Below are 23620 nucleotides of genomic sequence, written 5' to 3' on the forward strand. Positions count from 1 at the left end.
CTCTTGTTGGGTCTTAAAATCCGAAATACGATCTGGCATTGTTGAAACTGATGTCCTGCACCATCTTACCCAGCCATTTGATATCTGCGGGCAGCTCTCCGTTCTCTACATCGTTACCTATGAGGTTACACAAAATACGTCGAAAATATTCATGTCGGGAGTAGGAAAGAAAACTTCTCGAATCCGTCAGCATACCCACAAACCTGCTCAATAATCCCATATTGCTCAAGGTGTTCATCTGTTTCTCCATACCGTCTTTCTGATCGAGGAACCACCAACCCGATCCGAACTGCATTTTTCCGGGTACAGTGCCATCCTGAAAATTTCCCACCATGGTGGCAAATACCTCGTTGTATGCCGGGTTCAGATTATATACTACTGTCTTCGCCAGTTTGTCATTTTTATCCAGCCTGTCCAGGAACACAGACATCGCCTGCGCTACCTGCCAGTCGCCGATGGAGTCAACACCGGCGTCTGCACCAATGCGGCTCAGCAAACGGCTGTTATTATTGCGGATAGCGCCTACATGGAACTGCTGTACCCAACCACGCTCATGATTCCATTCACAGATAGTATGCAGGGTGCCTGCTTTAAAAGCGTCTGCTTCTTCCGGTGTAAGCGCCTGCCCCTTACGCAGTTTTGCATAAGAAGCAGTCAATCCTTCTTCGGTAAAACTACCTGCATAAAATGTACTGATACCATGGTCGGACAAACGTCCGCCATTTGCATGAAAGTAGTCGTGACGGGCGCGCAATGCATCTATGAACTGACTGTAATTATCCGTATTGATACCTGCTGCTGTGCCAAGTTTATCTGCATAGCTGTTAAAAGCTGGCACATCTTCCACACCTATTGCCTTGTCGGGCCTGAAAGTAGGCAATACACGCACGTTAAAAGAAGACTGGCTGATGGCCTGGTGATGCTCCAACGTATCGCAGGGATCGTCAGTAGTACATAATGCATGTACCTTGAAATGCTGTAACAGGGCCTGGGTAGTCCACTTCGGTAACTGATCGTTGCAATGTCCATACACCCATTCTGCACTGTCTTTATCCAGTAACTGCTTTACGCCAAATGGGTTCAGCAGTTCCATATGCGTCCAGTGATACAGCGGGTTCCGCATGGTATAGGGCACGGTTTCTGCCCAGCGTCTGAACTTTGTATAGTCGTCCGTATCTCCTGTAATATCCGCCTCGGCTACCCCGTTTGCACGCATTGCACGCCACTTATAGTGATCTCCTTTCAGCCACATGGCGGTCAGGTTCTCGAACTGACGGTTAGCCGCTATTTCATCCGGAGGCAGGTGATTATGATAATCGATGATGGGCATCTCTTTTGCATAATCGTGGAATAACTGTTTGGCCGTTTCTGTCTGCAACAGGAAATCAGCATCTAAAAATTGTTTCATAAACGATCTGGTTCCTTATAATACTTTACTGTAGCTATCTGCATATGCCTTTACGCCTTCCTGCAACATCCCCTGCAGATGTGCGGAAACTGTTTCCACAAAACCGGGGACCTGCGACAGATCACTTTCCCATAAACGTTTGTCGGCACTGATGGCCTGGACCATTGCTGCGATAGCAGCGCCTCCCCTGCCAATGATATCCGCCCAGTACGTTGCAAAGATGGCGATATTGTCGTCTGTGATAGTGTAATATTCTTCGCCCCGTTGGCCAAAATACTGTCCATTCTCCTGCTTCACAGGGCGCAGGAACAACAGCATGGCGGCAAAGCCCAGGCACATGGACGCCGGCAATGCTTTCTGCTGCTCATAAAAACGGGTAATGGTGCGTACGTTCCGCGCATTCATCTTCATACTTTCCTGGAAGGTGATGCTCAGCAGCTTATGCGCGATATTCGGGTTGGCAAAGCGGTCCAGCACGTCTTCCGCAAATTCAGGCGCCTGCGGACAGATCTCCCTGATGGTAGGCAGGATCTCTTCGATAATAACTGTCCGGAAGAAGGAACGCATATAGGCATTCTCCATACATTCAAAAACAGTGTTCAGGCCAGAGAGATAGCCCAGCGGTACTGATATGGTATGACTTCCATTCAGTATCCTGAGTTTTTGTTCACGGAAAGGCGTGATATCCGGCGTTATCAGCATCCGGGCGTCCGTCTGATGGAATCCCAGGATTTCCCGGACACGCTCATCTCCTTCAATGGCCCAGAGGAGGTAAGGTTCTGCGTCGATCCATAAACTGTCGCTATATCCGGCCTTAGTTTCCAGGGCCGCCAGGTCTTTCGGTTTTCCTGGCACGATCCTGTCCACCAGCGAGCTGCAGAAATAGTTATCACTTTCTATCCACTGGAGGAACGCCACCGGCAGGTCATTATATTTTGCCAGTTTCAGTACTATCTCCTTCAGCAAAGCTCCATTGTTCACCACCAGCTCGGTCGGTACGATCACAAAGCCGGTATGCGAAGCCCCTTTAAAATACTGGAAACGCTCCCAGAGCACGGCCAGCAATTTTCCAGGGAAAGATGCCGGTACGCCATCAATTTTTTCGGCTACGTATTGGATACCTACCTCGGTAGTATTCGAAACGATTGTTTGCAGTGCGGGCTGGTGTACTGCATCTAATATCTGCCGCCAATCTGCATTCGATTGCAAAACACGACTAACGGAAGCGTTGATCAGCACCTCATTCACCAGTTCCCCTTGAGAAACGCCCTTGATATTGGTTGTATACAGGTTGTCCTGCTGGCTGAACTCATTGGTATCTCCGCCGGTAGACTTTACCACTACGATCCTTCCGCCGTAAACTCCTTTTTTGTTGGCTTTATCCACCAGGTAATCCACTAATCCTCTAAGTAATACGCCTGTACCGAACTGTAATATCTTCTCCGGATGGTTAAAATAGCTCTCTGACACCCCCAGTTCCGGATGCTTCAATACATGAGCTTTATTTAAAATAGGTAACATATTAGTTTTTTTATTAAACGCAGAACTCTGACCATTAAATATAAAACGAATACTTGACAGTCCATAGCACCTGTTCAATATCGGAGTAGAATTACTCTTTCCCATTCATGTCATAATATTACCCCCGGGGAGGCTTCTCGACTAATTTCTGTAATTTTGCGCACTTAATATTATTAACGATGAGCAGACATGGTAAGGTTCTGGTAGCGATGAGCGGCGGTATAGATAGTACCGTTACCGCCCTGATGCTTCATGAACAAGGGTATGAAGTGGTGGGAATCACCATGAAGACCTGGGATTATGCATCTGCCGGCTCCAGCAAAAAGGAAACCGGGTGCTGTAACCTGGATTCCTTCAATGATGCCCGTGCAGCAGCCGTACACCACGGTTTTCCTCACTTCGTACTGGATATCCGGGATGAATTCGGGGATTTTGTTATTAATAACTTTGTAGACGAATATATAGCAGGCCGCACACCTAATCCTTGCGTTCTGTGCAATACCCATATAAAATGGCGTGCGTTGATGAAACGTGCTGACGCCATGGATTGTGCTTTTATTGCTACAGGACACTACGCACAGATCAGGGAAGAAAACGACCGCTTTGTGCTCAGCAAAGGTATTGATGACCTGAAAGACCAAAGCTATGTATTGTGGGGACTTCAGCAGGATGTGCTGGCCCGTACCATACTTCCCCTGGGTAAATACCGCAAGACTGAGATCCGCCAGATGGCGTTCGATTTCGGTTATCCGGAACTGGCAAAAAAAGCAGAAAGCTATGAGATCTGCTTTGTGCCGGACAACGACTACCGCGGTTTCCTGAAGCGTAAAGTGGACGGACTGGAAGAACAGGTAAATGGCGGCAATTTCGTACTGAGAGACGGCACGATCGTCGGTCATCATAAGGGTTATCCCTTCTATACCATCGGGCAGCGTAAAGGGCTGGATATTGCCCTGGGACGCCCGGTATTCGTAACCGAGATCATCCCCGAGACCAATACCGTTGTACTGGGTAATGAAGATGAACTGAACCGGAATGAAATGACCGTTGCTGGTTTGAACCTGATAAAGTACGACCACATTCCTGAAGGTATGGAAGCCATCACCAAGATCCGTTATAAAGATAAGGGTGCGCTCAGCAATCTTTACAATGTAGACGGCAAAGTGAAGGTGAATTTCTACGAACACGTGAAAGGTATCGCTCCCGGTCAGTCAGCCGTTTTCTATGAAGGAGACGATGTGATTGCGGGAGGCATTATACAGCGAAGTGTTTTACCGCAATGATATTCAGATCAAATATAAAAAAGGTGCTTCATGACTGAAGCACCTTTTTTATATTTGCGAATTTGAATATTGGTTAACCAGCCCTGGAAAAACTGATTACGAAGCACTGAAGACGCTCACGATATATCTGATCTCTACACTACCGCTTTTCTACCTGTAAGTGATCTTTCTTGCTACAACTATCGCCTGACTTTTATCTACTGCCTGCTTTTTCCTGGACGTCCAGTTTCCTTTATTGTCATACGTATATTCAAACGTATAACTCAAGGTTGCATCCATTTCACCAAAACCACCTTTCGTCGTAGTATCAGCCCGGTAATATTCCCATTTTACGAGGTTTCCATGGCTGTCATATTTTTCGATCACCTTACTGTCTGCAACTCCATTCTGATAACAGTATAAAGTGACCGGCCTGTTCTGCCCATCATACTCATATACATATGTTGCTCCCTTGTAGCCCTCGCCGAATGCCCGTGTCACAGTTATAACGTCGCCATTCTTCCGGATATAAATACTATCTACATTATCTTCCTCTCCCTTCCTGATCAATAACGAATCTCCTGCTTTATTATACTCATACAGATGACGGGTTTCAATACTGAAAATACGATTCATCTGTTCAATACGCCGGCCGGCTGCATCATATCTAAAGCTATCAATATTGTAGTTGCTACGGCCATCCGAATTGATAAGTGACAATATTCTGCCAGCAGTATCATATCGAATGGTGAGTGTATCTTTCGGCATTCTTCTGGTAATCGCAGAAATCCGGTGCAAACGATGATCTTTAAACCAATATTCCTTCGAAACCGTATCCGTCTCTACAGGACTATCTTTATAAATAACTTCTGAAATATGGTCTACCTCACCCTCAAATGTCTCGGGTCTAAAATCCGCGATGATATTTTCATTCAATATCTTCTCCCTGATCACTGTGATCCTGTCCGCTTCCTGATCGGATGATGATGATTTACATGCTGCCAGGAACAGTAACAAATACAATATTCTCTTCATAAGGTGATAAGGTACTTACTTTTTTAACATCTTTACCGCAAACATACTATCCGCCCGCTGCTCATATCCTGGTATCACGCCGCCTTCCTGTACCTGCAATCCGCTACCCTCTTCCAGGAATTGCACCACCTCTTCGTTCTCTTTTCTGAAGACGGAGCAGGTAATATAGATCAGTGTTCCGCCGGGCTTCAGCAATTGCACTACATTGGCAGCGATCTTCTTTTGCAGCTGCTGATATTCGGTGATCTGTTTCTCGTTGAAGAAAGAAAGACTTTCAGGCGTGCGCCCCCAGGTACCCGATCCGGAGCAGGGCGCATCGAGGATAATATGATCGAAGCGACGATCTTTGATCACTGATGATGACACGGGTGCTGTCAGGTCCATCACAACACTTTCGTAGTGCCGTATTCCAGCCTCTTTAAACCGCTGATGCAGGTTTTGAATGATAGAGGTCCGGATATCGCTTGCCAGCAGTTTTACGCCCGGCTGTTTATCCAGCAGCAAGATCGATTTGCCACCACTGGCCGCACAGCTATCCCACCATTGTTCGCCTGCCTGCGCATTGAACATTGCACCTGCTTTTTGTGAGGAGGCATCCTGTATCTCATACCAGCTCTTATCGGTGATGATCGCATCTATCTTCGTACTGTTGGGCAATGCGATAGTATCATCTCCCAATACTTCAAATGCAATAGCTGCCTTTTCCAGCAGGCGCAGTATCGAAAACTGCTTATTGTTACGTGTTCTGATAAACAGATGCGGCTGCACGAAAAAAGAGCGGCTGAAAGCGAGGCTGTCTATACCCTCAGATAATTCCTTTGTGAACGGGAATACATCCGTCACATTTCCATGTCCCAGCAATGACAGTTTTTCTTCAACAGGCAACGTGATCTTTTCGTTCAGTTCCGGATGAAAGAACCTTAATATTTCATTCCCTTCCTGTTCACACAGGAAAGAGCCCAGCAATATTCTTTCGGAGGTGCTCTTCGCCCCTTTCCACAGGTGTCCCAGCCGGTAATACTGGTATACCAGCTGAGAGATCTGTCGCCTGTCCCTGCTGCCCATGTAAGGATGCTGCTTAAAGAATCCTTTCAGAAAGTGATGCAATGGCAGGGAACCATCGTAGGCGATAATGATCTTCTCTGCAGCAGCTAAATAATTTTCCCAACGGATCATATTGCGATTGATGCGGCCGCTTAAAATGCAAAACGCTTAACGCGATTGGCAACAAGGCAATCAGGCGTTAAGCGTTTCGCAATTATACGCGTTCCGCGTTTAGCGTTAATTACAATTTCAATAATGCTTTCAGCGGATCTTTACCGAACAGTAACTGTTCAGGACTTTCCAGCATTTCTTTTACACGCACCAGGAAGCTCACAGACTCACGGCCATCGATGATACGGTGGTCGTAGCTCAGCGCAACGTACATCATCGGACGGATCACTACCTGTCCGTTGACAGCCATCGGGCGTTCCTGGATCTTGTGCATGCCTAAGATAGCAGACTGAGGGATGTTAATGATCGGAGTACTCATCAGCGAACCGAACACGCCTCCGTTGGTGATGGTGAAAGTACCACCGGTCATTTCATCCATGGTGAGTTTGTTGTCGCGGGCTTTGGTAGCCAGTTCCACTACTTTCTTTTCAATCTGCGCCATATCCAGGCTTTCTGCATTACGGATCACCGGCACTACCAGTCCTTTCGGTGCTGATACAGCGATAGATACGTCGCAGAAATCATGGTATACCAGCTCTTCTCCGTCGATATATGCATTCACGGAAGGGAACTCCTTCAGTGCAAAACAACATGCTTTTGTGAAGAAGCTCATAAAGCCTAAGTTCACTTCATGCTGTTTCTTGAATACTTCTTTGTATTTGGCACGCAGTTCCATGATGGCTGTCATGTCCACTTCGTTGAAGGTGGTCAGCATCGCTGTCGTATTCTTCGCTTCCACCAGGCGGCGGGAAACAGTCTTACGCAGGTTGCTCATCTTCTCGCGGCGTTCTGCGCGGGTGAACATTTCCTGGCCGATAGCCACACCCGGATTCTGGAGTGCTGCGTATACATCGTCCTTCATGATCTTGCCATGTGCACCGGTACCCTTGATAGAGGATGGATCCACATGCTTGTCTGCAATTACCGCAGCAGCAACAGGAGTAGCCTTCAGATCGTTCGGGATAGCGGTCACCGGCGCCTGCTGTGGCTGTGGAGCAGCCTGTGGTTTCGCAGCAGGAGCTGCCGCAGCAGCCGGTTGTGCTTTACCCGCAGGACGGCCTACGCTGGTATCTATTTTGGCGATAGGATCACCTACCTTTAATACATCTCCTTCTTTACCCAGTGTCTGTAATGCACCGGCTTCTTCGGCATTCAGTTCGAAAGTGGCTTTCTCTGATTCCAGCTCGCAGATCACTTCATCGCGCTCTACATACTCACCGTCTTTCTTCAGCCATTTTATCAGTGTTACTTCACTGATAGATTCGCCCACAGTAGGCACTTTCATCTCAATGGTTCCTTTATTTACCGCAGGTGCTGCAGGAGCAGCTTCGGCAACAGGAGCAGCAGGTGCAGCTGCAGCAACAGGCGCCGCCGCGGCCGGAGCATTGTTGCCCACGGGTGCAACAGCATCGGTGTCAATTGTACAAGCTACATCGCCTACTTTTAAAGTAGCGCCTTCAGGGGCTGCAATTTTTAATACCCCTGCCTTTTCTGCATTCAGTTCAAAGGTGGCTTTTTCAGATTCCATTTCACAGATCACCTCATCCTGCTGCACATAATCTCCGTCTTTCTTCAACCACTTTGCAATTGTTACCTCGCTAATAGATTCTCCTACCGTAGGAACTTTGATTTCGATAGCCATATTTCTAATTTCTGTGTGCAATCAATGTTTAAAAGTGAACTCATTCTTCACTTTATTCTCTATTCATCTAAATGTTAAATGCAGTCTCAATGATTTCGAGCTGCTCACGCGCATGTACCTTCGCAAATCCGGTTGCAGTGGCTGCACTTGGATTACGGCTGATCACACCATAGTTGATCTGTTTCAGGTTCATCTGCAGGTAGGAAGCTGCGCCCATGTTCAGCGGCTCTTCCTGTACCCAGAACCAGGTAGCAGCTTTGTACTTCTGGTTCAGCGCTTCCAGTTGTGTTACCGGCAGCGGATACAATTGTTCAAGCCTTACAATAGCTACATCTTTCCTGTTCTCTTTCTGCTGTTTCTCGCTCAGGTCGAAGTACATCTTACCTGTACACAGCAGTACCTTTTTCACTTTAGACGGATCATCGATAAAATCATCATCCAGTACTTCCCTGAACCCTCCTTCTGTGAAGGCTGATATTGGCGAGTAAGAACCGATGTGCCTTAAATTGGCCTTAGGTGCGAAGTTCACCAGCGGCTTGCGGAACGGCCAGGTTAACTGGCGGCGCAATGCGTGGAAGAAGTTGGCTGATGTGGTAATATTTGTAACGATGATATTGTATTCAGCACATGCCTGCAGGAATCTCTCCGGACGGGCATTGGAGTGGTCTGGTCCACCGCCTTCATAACCATGTGGCAATAACATTACCAGGCCATTCTGCGTTGTCCATTTCTGTTCTGCACTGCTCAGGTACTGGTCTATAACGGTCTGCGCGCCATTGGCGAAGTCGCCATATTGCGCTTCCCACAGTACCAGTGCATTTGGATTGGCCATTGCATAACCATATTCAAAACCCAGTACTGCAAATTCACTCAGCAGTGAGTTATAGATGCGGAACTGGCCCTGCTTTTCCTGCAGTGCACCCAGCCTGCTATAGGTAGCGTTGGTATTTTCGTCGAACAGGATAGCGTGACGGTGCGAGAATGTACCTCTCTTCACGTCTTCGCCGCTCATACGCACGTCCTTGCCTTCCGTCAGCAGACTGGCATATGCCAGCAACTCACCGGTTGCCCAGTCCAGCTTACCTTCTGTTTCGAATAGTTTTATTTTTTCCTGTAGCAGCTTTTCAACTTTACGCAATGGAACGAACTCTTTAGGCCATTCCATCAGCTTGCCAAAAAGGCGTTTTACCTCTTCTTCTTTGATAGCGGTCACCGGCGACTTCTCAAAATCTTCCGGCTGTGATTTACGCAATGCCGCCCACCACTGCTCCGGCTTCTGGTAGGTATAAGGCAGCGGGTTCTGTCTTACCTCATCCAGGCGTTCCTGCAGGTCCGCCCAGAAGCTCTTCTCCATTTCCTTCGCCAGTTCCTGTACTTCCACTTCACCTGCCTGTAACAGTTTCTGTGTGTACACTTCCCTGGGATTAGGATGTTTATCGATCAGCGCATACAGGCTTGGCTGGGTAAATTTAGGCTCATCACCTTCGTTATGCCCATGCTTACGGTAGCACAGCAGGTCGATAAAGATATCTGAATTGAATTCCTGCCTGTAACGGGCCGCTATCTCTGATACTTTCACCACAGCTTCGGCATCGTCGCCATTCACATGGAATACCGGCGCCTGCACGGTAGAAGCGATACTGGTACAGTAGTCAGAAGAACGGGCATCGTCAAAGTCAGTGGTGAACCCGATCTGGTTGTTGATCACCAGGTGCATGGTACCACCGGTATAATACCCTTTCAGGTTGCTCATCTGGATGAGCTCATATATTACACCCTGTCCTGCTACCGCGGCATCGCCGTGGATCAGGATAGGCAGGATCTTGTCATAATCGCTGTTGTAGATCACATCGGCCTTACTGCGGGCATAACCTGTTACCAGCGGGTCTACCACTTCCAGGTGGGAAGGGTTGGGAAGCAGCTGCAGATTTACCTTGTTGCCGGTTGGTGTTTCCACGATAGAACGGAAACCCAGGTGGTATTTTACGTCTCCGCTACCCATTGTCAGGTCCGGAACGGCATGTCCTTCAAACTCGTTGAAGATCTGCTCATACGTTTTACCGAGGATATTGGCCAATACGTTCAGACGGCCACGGTGCGCCATACCGATCACTGCTTCCTGCACGCCTTCGGCAGCAGCAGTGTTGATAATAGCGTCCAGGGCCGGGATGGTATTTTCACCGCCTTCCAGGCCGAAACGTTTCTGACCGATATATTTGGTGTGGAGGAATTTTTCGAACATTACGCCCTGGTTCAGTTTCAGCAGGATGCGCTTCTTTCTTTCCAGGGATACAGGCTGCTGCAGGGTGGTTTCCATCTCACGCTGCAACCATTCTACTTTCTTAGCATCGTTGATATAAGTAAACTCCAGCCCCACTGCAGCAGCATATACCTGCTTCAGTCGGTTCACGATATTCTCCAGGCTTGTTTTACCAAGGCCCAGTACCTGACCGGCATAGAATTCTGTTTTCAGATCTGCTTCTCCAAGGCCGTAAAAAGATATATCCAGGTTAGCCTGTCTGTCCTTTCTTTCGCGGATGGGATTCGTTTTTGAGATCAGATGCCCCTTTTTACGGTAGGCTTGTATCAGTCTGTAAACATTGAGTTCCTTTGTTAACTGGTCACTGCTTACCGGAAGACCGGCGCCCGCCGCTCCCGGCGCTCCTGCTTTTCCATTAACGTTATTTACCGCAAAGTCAAATCCTTCAAAAAACTTGCTCCATTCCGGGTCTACTGCGCCAGGGTCTTTACGGTAATCCTGGTATAAAGATTCTATGTAGGCAGGATGTGAGTTGGTAACAAATGAGAAGTCCTTCATTTACAACGAGTTTTGCTAAAGCTTCGATTCAAATTGCTATTCTGTTGAATGCCCCATATATAATATATGGGATTGCAAATATCGTAGCTTTTTTGTGAAAGAAAAACGGAAAAATGCTGAAGCTTTAAAGCTTAATCAGGAACACTTAAACTGCTTTTCTTATATTAACCTGTTTTCACTTGATTTTATTCAGTTTAAACTAATTTTGTGTCTATAGTACGGAAATCCGTGGAAATATTCCCGGGAATTTTGTTTTTATTTGTTTTCTATTGAAGTAATGCATACCTTTGCCGTCCGAAACTTGAAATAAGAAAAATGGCAAACCATAAAGCAACGAAAAAAGACGTACGTCAGAGCAGAAAACGGAATGAGCGTAACCGTTACTACGGTAAAACCACCCGTAATGCTATCCGTGATCTGAAGAAATTGACTGAAAAGGCGGCTGCTGACGATAAGTTGTCTGATGTGATCTCTATGATCGACAAGTTGGCTAAACGTAATGTTATTCATAAAAATAAAGCAGCCAACCTGAAGAGCAAACTTTCTAAGAAAGTAAACGCCCTCGCGTAAGCGCTTTAGTCTAAAATAATTTAGCTCTTCCTGTAACTGGGAAGGGCTTTTTGTTTTGCGGTTACCTCCCCGGTTCTTCTAATTTATTGTCCTCCTGCCTGTTGCCTCCTGCCTGTTGCCTCCTGCCTGTTGCCTCCTGCCTGTTGCCTCCTGCCTGTTGCCTCCTGCCTGTCTTCACAGGTGAGGTTCCGTCGCTGCGGCTCCAGGTGGGACCCTGGCTGTAGTTTTTTGAAGCTGCCTTACTATTGAGCGTATCAGTACGTATCCAGCTTAGGTATGCCGATTTAACCCCTGTCAAGCGCATCGGTCAGCTTCAAAAAACTAAGGCCAGGATCTCCACCCGGAGCACTCCGCTAATGCCAGCCGTCCTGCCACGTTCCTGCCCGACGGCATTCATCTCCCTCCCCTACCGTTTGTAATTATCACTTCCCGCCCCATCAGCATCTATTACATTATTTCCTCATTCCTTCCAACTTATCATTTCTTTTATTCCCATCAGGTACTATGCCCGTTTTTTCATTACCTACTCTTTCCCATATGCGTCTACTGTCAGGGAGCTACCACCGCTTGTATAATTCTACCTCCCCTGCACACAACAGGCATATAAAAACTGAAGATATTCTACTATTTTGTCGCCCCGGTATTGAATAGCGTCAAATATGGAAGCTAACAGTTCTTTACAAACGCTATACGAGCGCTATACAGTTCTATTTGGCTATATACAAACGCCTATAATAGCTTAGCTAATACGGGTAGATCAATACAGCTCGTACAACAAAATCAACCAGAACCAAATCAAACAAACGTCGCCTTTTAATACATGAAGAACATGATCAGAACCGCCGCTCTGCTGGCGCTATGCTACTCCGCGCTACCTTCAGCGGCTCAGGACCTGAGCACCCGCTTTGAAAAGACGCGGGGACAGGAAACAGCTACTTATGAGGAATGCATCGCTTATTACCGTCAATTAGATAAACGTTTCCCACAGATCTCTATGAGAGAAATGGGCCCTACAGACGCCGGCTACCCATTGCACCTGGTAATATACTCCCCTTCCGGAGATTTCAACTTTGCCAGCCTGCGCAAAAAAAATAAACGCATCATCCTCATCAATAACGGCATCCACTCTGGTGAACCCGACGGTATAGACGCATCCATGCTGCTGCTGCGTGACCTGGCGCTGGGTAAAAACAAATTGCCTGATAACATCGTCCTGGCTGTCATTCCCATATACAATATAGGCGGTGCGCTAAACCGTAGTACCAACTACCGGGTAGACCAGAATGGCCCTGCCGCCTTCGGTTCCCGTGGTAATGCCAGGAATTATGACCTGAACCGTGACTTCATTAAAGCCGATTCCCGCAATGCCCGCTCTTTCCACCAGATATACCAGTTAACCGATCCAGACGTATTTGTAGATAACCACGTAAGTAATGGCGCTGATTATCAACATGTCATGACCCTCTTGTCTACCGAGCATAACAAAATGGGGGGTGATATGGGCAGATTTCTCCATAACGAATTTGAACCCGGCCTCTACCAGCTGATGAAGGAAAAAGGTTATGACCTGGTCCCTTACGTCAATCACTTTGGCGAAACACCGGAACAGGGCTGGATCACTTATGCCGACGGTCCCCGTTATTCCAGCGGTTATACCACCCTCTTCCATACCTTCGGATTTGTGCCCGAAACACATATGCTGAAGCCATATCCTCAGAGGGTACAGGCCACATATGCCCTCATGGAATCGTTCATCAGTTTTGTCAGCACACATAGCGAACAGATTAAAACACTCCGCGCAGAAACCAAAGAAAAAGAAAAGGAACAAACCTATTTCCCGCTGGAATGGAGGGAAGATACCACCCACTTCAGTTATATCAATTTTAAAGGATATGCTGCCGGGCACAAACCCAGCGAGATATCCGGCGAACCACGCCTCTATTACGACCGGACCAAACCCTTCGAAAAACAGGTAAAGTTCTATGACCATGTGGTAGCAAGAAATGAGATCACGAGACCAGAAGCGTATGTCATACCACAGGGTTGGTGGAATGTGCTGGATCTGCTGAAGAACAATAATGTGCAAATGAGGCGTTTTACACAGGATACAATCATCTATGTGGAGACTTACCACATAGATGACTATAAGACCGCACCACGCCCTTACGAAGGCCATTATATCCACAGTGATGTAAAAGTGTCTGTTACCAAAGACTCTATGCAGTTCCGAAAAGGGGACTATTATATTCCGATGAACCAGGTAGCCAACCGGTACCTGATCGAAACACTGGAGCCGACCGGAGGCGATTCTTTCTTTGCATGGAACTTCTTCGATCCCATCCTCATGAGAAAGGAAGGATATTCCCCTTATGTGTTTGAGGACATTGCTGCAGCATACCTCAAGTCCAATCCGACGTTACAGGAGCAGTTAAAACAGAAAAGAGAGGCCGACAGCACCTTCGCGAAAAGTGGTGAAGCACAGCTACGTTTCGTTTATGAACATTCACCTTATGCAGAACCAGGATATCTCAGGTATCCGGTATTCAGGGTTGCCCGAAAGAAAGCATTTTACAGACAATAATTACTTAAGGGCTGTCCGGTACTCCGGGCGGCCTTTTTGTTTACACCGTCTGTACCAGCATAAACGTGTGCTGCTCTCCAAAAAAGTGATTATAGATCAGGATATTCCGCAATCTTGCAGGTGGCTGCTGCAACATCGGGAACCATTGTGAGGGGATCTGTTGCTGCTTCAATATCTGTGCAGCCAGCCAGAGGGCAAAAGCGCCGGCCGTTTCGTAATCGCCGCTCAGATGTTTGAATGGCAATTGAGGGCAATGGGTATAACTATTCAGTACCTGGTAATAATGTTCATGATTACTGTCGGCATTTGCACCTGTCATTACCAGGTCTATGTCTGTTGCCTGTAAGCCACGTTGCCGCAGGAATTGAGGTAAGGCAGCACTCAGTTTTCCGGGGGATGGTTTATATAACATTTCCAGTCCTCCGATCTGTGCATAAGTCTGCGCTGTTGCTAAAGGAGCCAGTAAAAAGAATATGGCCCCTTCTCCGGCGATCGTACCAGGAGACATGTGCTCATACAACGTATCATTGGATATTGTTTCCTTCTTCCAATGACCGATACGACTCTTTATGAAAAAGTGTTCTGTTGTGATCTCGTCAAATGCGCCTGCCAATACATCAGAGGTGCCTTCATGCAATAAGAGCATGCTGTCCAGCAGGGCATGTTCAAATGAAAAGCCCCGGTGTACAAATGTGTTGTTGTACGTTGTACATTTCTGCTGTAAGGCGATCAGACCATTTACTGCATTGTAAGTAGATTGAATGAAAGGGGTAGGGTTCAGGGCCCGTTCCTGGTAATCGCGGATCTCTTTGATAAAACGTTCTGTGTCCTGCAGACTGCCCTTACCGGTACCGGTCACAATGGCGCCGGGAACGGCAATACCGCTGTCCTGCAGGCATTTCAGCGATGCTGTCAGCCCCATTTTGAGCACACGCGTCATCCGGCGCAAGCTGTTGGGAGCTATAAAGGAACGATAATCAGGTTCTATGCAGGAAAGCATATTTCCCCGGGTAATCGCCACCGGCTGCGACAGGTCTCCCTCAAACGTATGCTGGGGCGTAATGGCAGCCAATCCCTGTATATAACACTTACCCTTCATATTTGCTGATCAGCAGGGAGGCATTGTTTCCGCCAAAACCAAATGAGTTTGACAGCACATTACGCACGGGATAATGCTCCAGTAAACGGGTTTCCGGCGTAATGTACAATTCCTGCATTTTATCTTTAAAGTGGAGATTAGGAAATATTATCTGATGAGAGATAGCCAATACGGCATAAATAGCCTCTATCCCTCCTGCGGCTGCCAAAGCATGACCGGTAAACGGTTTCGTACTGCTGAACTTGGGCACCTCCATGCCAAATAAACGCTGTAAGGCCATGCCCTCTGCCACATCATTGCTGAGCGTAGCAGTGCCATGTACATTCACATACTGGATATCTGCAGGTGTACAGCCGCCCATTTCCATGGCGGTCTTCATAGCCGCATAGGCGCCGTCGCCATCCGGAGAAGGGGCCGTAGGATGGAATGCTTCGTTGGTATTGGCATAACCATTCAGCGTAGCCAGTACCCGCGCATTCCGCTCTTTCACAAGCGATTCGCTTTCGAGTACCAGGTAAGCCGCACCCTCTCCCAGATTCAGACCGTTACGGTCATTGTCGAAAGGACGGCAGGGGCGCTTATCTACATTCTTAAGCGAGTTAAAACCATTCAGGGTAAAACGGGTCAGCGCTTCTGTGCCACCACAGATCACCCGGCGCACTATGCCGGCTTTGATCAGTCTTGCGCCATACATCAACGCATTGGCGGACGATGAACAGGCGGTACTGATGGTGGTAACAGGTCCGTTGATGCCTGCTACATCAGCAATCTGCTGGGTGCAGTCGGCACAATCCAGGGTATCGATATATTTAACGAAATCGCCCGTTTTTTCCGGGTCTGCAATGTCGAAATAAACATTCTCCGTATCGCACATCCCCCCTACGGTAGACGCGTTGATAAAACCGGTGGATTCATCTTCCAGGTTACTGAGACCTGCATGCTTCAGGGCTTCCTGCATGGCGATCAGCCCCAGCAGCGTAGTACGGGTATATCCTTCTTTACCGGCAATACCAGCCATTTCACTGAGGGCAGGCGTGGTATGCTTTACTTCAGCTACCGGTAAAACGTCCCTGTAAATGGTATCCAGCTGCCTGGTGAAATCCAGTCCACTCTTCTGCGCGCACAGGCTCCGGAGATTTTCTGCTACGTTATCACCAATGGCGGTGATCATGCCTAAGCCTGTTATAAACACTCTTTCCGCCATGCCGGGTATACGCCTTACGCAGGTTGTTGTTTGGATTGAATAAATTCTGCCATAGACTGAACAGACTGTAATATTTTTCTTCCTTCGCGGGGATCTTCTACTTTGATCTGGTAATGCCTTTCCAGCAATACCATCAGCTCAAGGGAGTCAATGCTATCAAGGCCCAGACCTTCACCAAACAAAGGTGCATTGTCATCAATGTCTTCAGGACGTGTGTCCTGCAGGTTCAAGGCCTCAATAATCTGAACTTTCAATTTCTGTTTTAATTCTTCCATAGTTTTTGTTGCAGGTTTAAGTTCCCTTTTTTCCGGGAGCCTGGCCACCATCCGCAATTTTCACGCCAGGTGGCCGTAAAAATACAGCTTTACATCCAATAGTCAATACGCGCCATACTCAGCAGGACTTCCCTAGCTGAGCCGCTTCTTCTCTATCAGCGCCGCGATACACAATAGCACTACCGCAAATGATACCAGTTTGCCCATATGCCTCCAGATATGCGCCACACCTTCATTCCGCAGATAAATATCATTGATCGCATCCAGTCCCCAGCTAAGCGGCGACAGGTGGCCAATGAACTGCATATGTGATGGCATGATCTCCAGGGGTATCCAGATACCGCCAATGGCAGACAGGATAACGATGGATATAGCGCCAAAGTTCAGGGCCTGGTTGGGCGTTTTAAACACAGTTCCCACCAGTATGCCGTACGATGTAGACGCCAGCCCGATCCCCACCGCTACAATGAATGCTGCCAGCAGGCTCTGTCCCAGCATCAGCTTCGGCAATCCAAGCAATGGTAACAGGTAAATGCCTACCTGCATCATCAGGTAAAACTGCACCACACATACCGCTACAAAGAACAACATCTTACCCGTCAGGATGGCCAGGTAGGAACCGGGGATCAGCTTCATTCTCAGCAGGCTGCCATCTTCCCTTTCCCTGATCATATTACCTGCAATAGGTATTACGATGAAGAACATGGCAAAGATGCTCCATGCCGGCACGTTGTGCTGCACAGAATTGGATATCACGTCTAATTCTTCCGAAGGCCCCGTCAGTTGCTCTTTCAGCCCTACCGCCTTGAGCTGTATCACCATAGAATCGCTTTCAGGAACATCTTTCCGCTTCAATTGTTGCTTGATCCTTTCCAGCAGCAGGTCTGTCTCCACCTGCGTCAGGAAATTATCCAGCGCCTGATGAATAGCACTTTTAAAGGCTTTCTTTGAAGCGGGATCAAAATAGACGGTCACATTCAGTGAATCTTTACGGCTGCTTACCGGCAGTACTCCGGGCATGCCCATACGCTTCGAAATATCGTTAACGATCTTATTCGCATTGCTCACAATAGCGCCGGTAGCACCATGAGGAATGATGATACAGATCTTGTATTCACCTTCATTCACCAGGTCTCTGGCCTGCTGTTCCGTTACAGGCTGGCCTTTCAGGGAATCTATCACCCGGAACTGCGGACTGTATTCCAATCCATCCCTGATATATTTTCCCAGGCGTCCATGATCATTATCCACGGTCAGGATATCAAATCTCAGCTCCTGGTAATCACGGAAAGGCGCATCTTCTATCATAGCCATTACGGTGATCAGTACCACCGGCATAGCAAATAACAACGTCAGTCCCGTCCTGTCGCGCAGCAGTAATAACCATTCTTTTCGTATCGTAGCCAGTAGTCGTAACATCCGGTTTTTATTAGTCTCTCAATGCATGTCCGGTATAATGCAGGAACACGTCTTCCAGGTTGCGGCATTCAGGATGCTTTGCTATCAGCTCAGTGGTGCTGCCCTGAACAACTGCTTTGCCTTCATCAATAATGGCTACCTCCTGGCAGATGGTCTGTGCTTCATCCAGCAGGTGCGAAGTATATACGATGCTTACTCCCTGCCGGTTATAATCACGGAGGAACTGCAGTATCATACTGCGCGACTGCACATCCACACCAGCTGTAGGTTCGTCCAGCACCAGCAGCTGCGGCTGGTGTAAGATAGCTGCAATGATATTGGTACGGCGTTTCATTCCGCCCGAAAAATGCCTCACCTGTTTATGGCCGTTCTTTTCCAGCCCGAATACCTGGAGATAATCATCAATACGGTTGCGCAGGGATTTCCCTTTCAGTCCGTACAGGTTACCGAAATATTCCAGGTTTTCAACCGCAGTAAGATGGGGGAATAATGCGATCTGCTGGGGCACAATACCGATCAGCCCTTTAATGGCCTCCCGGTTCATGGCATTCTGAGGCAGATCGAAGATCTGTACCTGCCCGGCATCTGCTTTTATCAAACCACAGAGGATAGAAATAGTAGTGGTCTTTCCAGCACCGTTAGGTCCTAACAGGCCCACAATGGCCCCTTTCGGAAAACTAAAGCTCAGGCCTTTCAATGATGGTTCCAGCGCTCCCTGATATGTTTTGTGCAGATCCTGCACCAGAATGCTGGTCATTATAATTTTACTTTCGACAATTTACGGAATAGCACTTCTTCTTCTGCTGCACATTGCATCAGCATTTCACTGAGCTCTGCATAAGAGATATTATTCACACTCCGGCTCTTGCATACCCTGCCTGCGTTGAAGGCAAAGTTACGCCAGGTGTCCCCTATACGGGTCAGCTCTGCAGAGATCTCTGACAGCTCACTCCTTTTCAGGATACCTGCCGCTTCCTGTAAAAAGGCCGCATACATAAAACGGAAACCTGCACCACCGGTACCGATCTCCTCCTGCATACGGATGATATTACCCAGGTACAACACCGCTTTCCTGTCGCCCACCTTCTCCGGATAATACCTCAGTCGCTTTGCCAGGAAACGGATCCCTTTCACACCAAAAAAAGGCAGGGGGATATGCAACATATCACTGCAAGCCTGCTTGATCCCATCACGTATAGGTTGCTCCAGCGATACCTTTTCCGGTACTTCTACCGGATAATACATTTTTCCTTTCGGAGCAGGGAAACCTTTTGCAAAACGGGCCTCTGCCAGGCTTACCGGATCTATCTGTGTAACAGTTTCCATGATCGGATCACTGATACGGTAGTTGTCTCCATCCTTACCGAATGCCACCAGGTTGTGCGCATTGAAATGGAAACGATATGCCGGCGGGAAATAAGGCAGGTAATATACACTGGAAAGCAATCCTACAGGCTTGCCTGTTTCCAGTATACGGTCCAGCGCTGCCATACCTTTCTCAGGACTGGAAAATGTCTGTGATTCCATTTTAACCCCCAGCCGTTTGCATACTCTCTTGAATATAGCACCCGGCACCACCCGATAAGTTGTACCCGGAACACCGTTCACCTTTACAAAAGGCAGATGACCGAAGAAAATACCGGCTCCTATACCAAACGCCATCGGTTCACTGATATGTAAACCGTAATGGCGGAAGATATTTGAAATAACCCCACTCTCACAATGGGCAGTTTGCTCGTGGCTGAACTGAATATCACTCATAACTTCCAGTACCTCATCCATTTGGATATAATTTATTGAGCGTCCTGCGGGAACTGGTCCTGCAGGATCTGTTTACGCTTGATTATCTGATATTTTTCAATTCCTGTACGCTGATCTTGAATGCTGCCGCATACTTGCGCAACATTTTATCGTTCAGCTTATTAAAAACGGCTGGTTTCATATGGCGTTTTACCTGCCACTGGAACTTACCTACATAACTGGCCAGTAATGGCAGGTCCATGATGGTCTTCTCCATGTAGTACACTACCGGACTGACTTCACCCGCCAACACCTGCGCCCTGGCTTTTTCCACACGTTCATTGATCTCTTCCCACGCCTGCTTCATCGCTACATTCTCAGGCTCCCAGCCTACACTGGTTACCGGTACGTACTGACCCGCATTGTCGGTGGCATAAAACAACTGTTTGAAAGTACCTTCATGCATGTTGTCACCATCCTGGGGAACTTCCTCTTTTTTCATGTGTATTATGTTTGAGCCAAATTTACATTTATATTATATATCATATACCAAAAAAGAAAGGAGCTTACGCCCCCTCTTAATGATGTATTTGTAATTCGTCTGATGTTCGATGGCGTTGATCCGCATTCACAACGTGCATCCGGTTTGACGTCCCCCGGGTTTACAACCCGGGGCTACAAACACGTAACCCCTGGCGGGTTATGTCCGAGTGCTGTTGTTATGCCTCATATTCAAACGCCAGATCAATCAGGATTTTCCGATATTTTATACCACTGTAAGATGTGCGTAGGCATATGAGAATCTTGCGCTTTCAGGCACCATCATTACAATGGTCTGTCCTTTTTTCAGCATATTATTATTCATCAGCTCTTCCAGCATGAAATAAGGAGACGCAGTACCCACGTTACCCACTTTCGTCAGGTTGGTAAACCATTTTTCCTGTGGAATAGGCACTCCCAGGCGGGTGATCTCTTCATCTATTTTAAAACGGAAGAACTCAGAAGATAGGTGTGGCAGGAAATAATCCAGCTTATCGAGGTCGATATTATGCCGCTCTACCAGCTCTTTCCACATTTTTGCGCCGGACGGAACAATGTTCTTTCCCAGCAGGCGGGTATCCTGTTTAAAGGAGAATACGCTATGCTGCGCCCACTCTTCCGGTTTCATATCGATCCAGCCTTTGGTGGAACCGTCTTCGTTTTTGATGGAACCTGCATACATACAGGTTTCCAGTTCATGCGCGTAAGAGGCTATTTCCACCCAGTCTACACGCAGGGAAAGACCGGTTTCATTAGGCTTATCCTGGAACAGGGCTGCACTGGCGCCATCGGAAAGCATCCAGCGGAGGAAGTCCTTTTCAAAAGCGATGATCGGATTATCTTCCAGTTGTTTCAGGTTCTCAGTTTCAGGCTGGAACTTCTCTGCCAGCATCCAGCTGGAGAATTTCTCGGAGCCGGTACTTACCGCATTGCTGGTGTTACCGCATTTGATGGACATCCAGGCATATTTAAATGCCTGCATGCCTGCTGCACAGGCGCCTGTGGCGGCTATTAACTCTACCGGCTGGCATTTCAGCAATCCATGCACCATGGCGGCATGGTTAGGCAACAGCTGATCGGGTGAAGTTGTACCACATGCCAGCAATTGCATTTTACTGATAGGGAATTTATCATCAAACAGATTGTTTACAGCCGCGGCTGTCATTTCAGCGTTCGAATGAGTCGATTTACCTTCCTTATCCAGTGAATAATAACGTGTTTTGATCTTATTATTTCCCAGAATTCTCAGCCGGGCGCGGGAAGGTTTTCCATCCACCATGCCCAAAATGCTTTCCATTTCATCATTCCCTACAGGCTCATTTGGCAAAAATTTAGATAGCCTTGTAATATAAACTTCCTTCATTTGAAATAGATTCCTGTTTTTTTTGATGCCTATCCTCCTTTAAAGACCGGCTATTGATTTACAATGGTATGTTATCAGTGCAACGCGTGGCCTTTCCTGCAGACAGGTCATCTTCCCATTTACGTATGTAACCTGGTTATATGATGTCCGGTTAGCCCTTCCTGAATCCGTCCGATGCCGGCAAATCGTCCCCGTTTACTCGTTATATGCATGTCCGATTTGCCCCTCTTCTATCCTTTTGAATACACAAACGCCCGTAAATATAGAATACTCTACGGATATTACCGTAAAACAGTCCATTACATGTTGTCCCGGATAATAATTATACGATAAGCATTACATGACCGACGGCTGGACTTAGCGCAGATGTACCCCTTTATAATACTCAACGTCCTCCTGGAGCTGTTTCTTATTTAACGCCAGCTTGAAAACAGATGTTATTTTGGCTATAGGCGATAATACAAAAATACCAATCAGCAGTAATCCCCTGTACATTGTAACTCTTCCCTGGCGTTCCGGCGCTCCCGGACCTCCTTTAGCGCTGATGAATTCAGACCAGTAACGGAAAGCCCTGATACCTCTTCCTTCCAGCAGGATGAGATTAGGCAACAGGTCAATAGCGCCTAATTCCAGCAGTTGTGGCTGCAAGGCATCCCACTCCCTGGTTTCCAGCACTTTAGCTATCGGTTGTGCAAACCGTACTGATTCAACTATATCTTTTTCCTGTACACCTGCAGGCGGTAACAGGGCTGTTGCCTCTTTTTTTCCTTTGAACTGCCATCTTAATACCGTGATCAGCGCCACCAGGTTTGGAGAAGTATCTTTCAGCACAATGTTACCCACCAGTTTCGCTCCTGCTTTCTGCAGATATTCCTTTACTCTTTCCTGCGCATTCAACCACATATTGCGACAGCCCATCAGCGTGATAACAGGTTTGCCTTTCAGCAGGCGGCCTGCTATTTCACTCTGCAAAAATGCTGCCGTAGGTTGAGATGGAGACAGGAACCAGGGTTGGTAAGCCAGGATAACAAGATCAAAATGTTCATCCGGGTTCACTTTCAGCGGCGCAATACCTCTTGGACGCCCTAACACCGTTTCCGGCATTGTATCATAAAAAACCTGTTTTTTCCATGGGAACTCAAATGGTTGCAATGGCTTCAATTCTTCATATACAATGGTTGCTTTATCCTGTAAAGGGCCAAGCACTGTATCAATGATTCTTTTCAGTTGTCCCGTTTGTGTATAATATACAACCAGGATCTTAGGTCGTTCAATCATAAAAGGAATAGGAGGTTCAACAATATTGAAGGCGTAAACTTACGAAAAACAATATTAGGCAAAAGTATTTTTTTTGTTATATGAATGAGGGTCGTTCATAAAGGGTATCGATAAATCGACGTGATAAAATGGTTTGAGGTTTGGAAAGCAAGCTTGCATGTTCAGTCCATCTAAGGTCCAGGTATTATATTGAGCCGATACCAAAATGATATTTAGAGGTCATCTCAATATCCGTTTGATATATAAATGCCCTTATTATGCCCTCTTAATATCGTTTTAGTACCGTTATAGTAAGCCGACTGTAAGCCGGAAGCAGCCTATCTGAATACTACAAAATGGGTACCTGTTCTGTATAGCGTTATGCTATCATTGGGGTAGTTCGCGAATGCTGAAAGCCGTCCGTTTCGGGAATGATATGCATGGGGCGAGGGATAATTCAGGAAATAGTTCGCCTGTTCGCGGCAGGTTTAATGCTCCCGGATAATTCTTATTACAAAACTGAATGTGGGGAAAGTGGGGCTTGTGCCTTAGCCAGGTACTGCCATATCCTCTGCATTTGTTTACAGCAGTACCGTGGCCAAAGGACTTAATGAGTTGTTTAACAGGTACAAAGATGCTGCTTTGTACAATAACATAACTGTTAAAGAGAA

The 23620-nt window shown here is 47.3% G+C and carries 19 protein-coding genes; 3 read left to right on the forward strand and 16 right to left on the reverse strand.

Going from position 1 to position 23620, the window contains the following annotated elements; translation table 11 throughout:
* Positions 1-13: 13 nt before the first annotated feature.
* Together uxaC and MYF79_RS29875 are read right to left on the reverse strand one after the other, a co-directional pair.
* Positions 14-1408 (reverse strand): glucuronate isomerase, encoded by a 1395-nt coding sequence (gene uxaC / locus MYF79_RS29870; RefSeq protein ID WP_247811509.1) that lies wholly within the window; start codon positions 1406-1408, stop codon positions 14-16.
* Between the two features lie 15 nt (positions 1409-1423).
* Positions 1424-2929, reverse strand: a complete 1506-nt coding sequence (locus MYF79_RS29875) for a tagaturonate reductase (RefSeq protein WP_247811510.1) — start codon at positions 2927-2929, stop codon at positions 1424-1426.
* A 179-nt stretch (positions 2930-3108) separates the two neighbouring features.
* Between MYF79_RS29875 and mnmA the strand changes: the two genes are divergently transcribed.
* On the forward strand, positions 3109-4212 hold the full coding sequence (gene mnmA / locus MYF79_RS29880) for a tRNA 2-thiouridine(34) synthase MnmA (protein ID WP_247811511.1): 1104 nt from the start codon (positions 3109-3111) through the stop codon (positions 4210-4212).
* 150 nt (positions 4213-4362) lie between these two features.
* On the opposite strand, the gene MYF79_RS29885 is transcribed toward mnmA, so the two are convergent.
* The 4 genes from MYF79_RS29885 to MYF79_RS29900 all read right to left on the reverse strand — a co-directional run bounded on the left by MYF79_RS29885 (position 4363) and on the right by MYF79_RS29900 (position 10901).
* Positions 4363-5226, reverse strand: coding sequence for a hypothetical protein (locus tag MYF79_RS29885; RefSeq protein WP_247811512.1), 864 nt, complete (start codon positions 5224-5226; stop codon positions 4363-4365).
* A gap of 15 nt (positions 5227-5241) precedes the next feature.
* Positions 5242-6402, reverse strand: coding sequence for an RsmB/NOP family class I SAM-dependent RNA methyltransferase (locus MYF79_RS29890; protein ID WP_247811513.1), 1161 nt, complete (start codon positions 6400-6402; stop codon positions 5242-5244).
* A gap of 109 nt (positions 6403-6511) precedes the next feature.
* The gene (gene odhB / locus MYF79_RS29895) at positions 6512-8083 is read right to left on the reverse strand and encodes a 2-oxoglutarate dehydrogenase complex dihydrolipoyllysine-residue succinyltransferase (RefSeq protein ID WP_247811514.1); all 1572 of its coding nucleotides are present in this window, start codon (positions 8081-8083) and stop codon (positions 6512-6514) included.
* A 67-nt stretch (positions 8084-8150) separates the two neighbouring features.
* On the reverse strand, positions 8151-10901 hold the full coding sequence (locus MYF79_RS29900) for a 2-oxoglutarate dehydrogenase E1 component (protein ID WP_247811515.1): 2751 nt from the start codon (positions 10899-10901) through the stop codon (positions 8151-8153).
* 315 nt (positions 10902-11216) lie between these two features.
* Here MYF79_RS29900 and rpsT point away from each other — a divergent pair, with 315 nt between their 5' ends.
* Positions 11217-11471 (forward strand): 30S ribosomal protein S20, encoded by a 255-nt coding sequence (rpsT, locus tag MYF79_RS29905; RefSeq protein ID WP_089834712.1) that lies wholly within the window; start codon positions 11217-11219, stop codon positions 11469-11471.
* 61 nt (positions 11472-11532) lie between these two features.
* Here rpsT and MYF79_RS29910 read toward each other — a convergent pair whose 3' ends face one another.
* A complete protein-coding gene (locus MYF79_RS29910) occupies positions 11533-11775 on the reverse strand; it encodes a hypothetical protein (RefSeq protein WP_247811516.1) in 243 nt (80 codons plus the stop codon).
* A 525-nt stretch (positions 11776-12300) separates the two neighbouring features.
* On the opposite strand from MYF79_RS29910, the gene MYF79_RS29915 reads away from it, so the two are divergent.
* Complete coding sequence (locus tag MYF79_RS29915; RefSeq protein WP_247811517.1) at positions 12301-14052, forward strand: M14 family metallopeptidase; 1752 nt, start codon at positions 12301-12303, stop codon at positions 14050-14052.
* Between the two features lie 40 nt (positions 14053-14092).
* Here MYF79_RS29915 and MYF79_RS29920 read toward each other — a convergent pair whose 3' ends face one another.
* The 9 genes from MYF79_RS29920 to MYF79_RS29960 all read right to left on the reverse strand — a co-directional run bounded on the left by MYF79_RS29920 (position 14093) and on the right by MYF79_RS29960 (position 22970).
* Positions 14093-15151: a beta-ketoacyl synthase chain length factor gene (locus MYF79_RS29920; protein ID WP_247811518.1), complete on the reverse strand. Its 1059-nt coding sequence runs from the start codon at positions 15149-15151 to the stop codon at positions 14093-14095.
* Complete coding sequence (locus tag MYF79_RS29925; protein WP_247811519.1) at positions 15141-16322, reverse strand: beta-ketoacyl-[acyl-carrier-protein] synthase family protein; 1182 nt, start codon at positions 16320-16322, stop codon at positions 15141-15143. Before MYF79_RS29925 ends, MYF79_RS29920 begins: the two co-directional genes overlap by 11 nt.
* 47 nt (positions 16323-16369) lie before the next feature.
* Positions 16370-16630, reverse strand: a complete 261-nt coding sequence (locus MYF79_RS29930) for a phosphopantetheine-binding protein (protein ID WP_247811520.1) — start codon at positions 16628-16630, stop codon at positions 16370-16372.
* Between the two features lie 132 nt (positions 16631-16762).
* Positions 16763-18049: an ABC transporter permease gene (locus MYF79_RS29935; RefSeq protein WP_247811521.1), complete on the reverse strand. Its 1287-nt coding sequence runs from the start codon at positions 18047-18049 to the stop codon at positions 16763-16765.
* Positions 18050-18059: 10 nt separating this feature from the next.
* Positions 18060-18806: an ABC transporter ATP-binding protein gene (locus MYF79_RS29940; protein WP_247811522.1), complete on the reverse strand. Its 747-nt coding sequence runs from the start codon at positions 18804-18806 to the stop codon at positions 18060-18062.
* Positions 18806-19831, reverse strand: a complete 1026-nt coding sequence (locus MYF79_RS29945) for a BtrH N-terminal domain-containing protein (protein ID WP_247811523.1) — start codon at positions 19829-19831, stop codon at positions 18806-18808. The genes MYF79_RS29940 and MYF79_RS29945 overlap by 1 nt, the downstream gene beginning before the upstream one ends.
* Before the next feature lie 61 nt (positions 19832-19892).
* Complete coding sequence (locus MYF79_RS29950) at positions 19893-20291, reverse strand: hypothetical protein (protein WP_247811524.1); 399 nt, start codon at positions 20289-20291, stop codon at positions 19893-19895.
* Between the two features lie 264 nt (positions 20292-20555).
* Complete coding sequence (locus MYF79_RS29955) at positions 20556-21692, reverse strand: beta-ketoacyl-ACP synthase III (protein WP_247811525.1); 1137 nt, start codon at positions 21690-21692, stop codon at positions 20556-20558.
* A 357-nt stretch (positions 21693-22049) separates the two neighbouring features.
* Positions 22050-22970, reverse strand: coding sequence for a hypothetical protein (locus MYF79_RS29960; protein WP_247811526.1), 921 nt, complete (start codon positions 22968-22970; stop codon positions 22050-22052).
* Positions 22971-23620: the final 650 nt, after the last annotated feature.

The sequence above is a fragment of the Chitinophaga filiformis genome (assembly GCF_023100805.1).
Lineage (GTDB): Bacteria > Bacteroidota > Bacteroidia > Chitinophagales > Chitinophagaceae > Chitinophaga > Chitinophaga filiformis_B.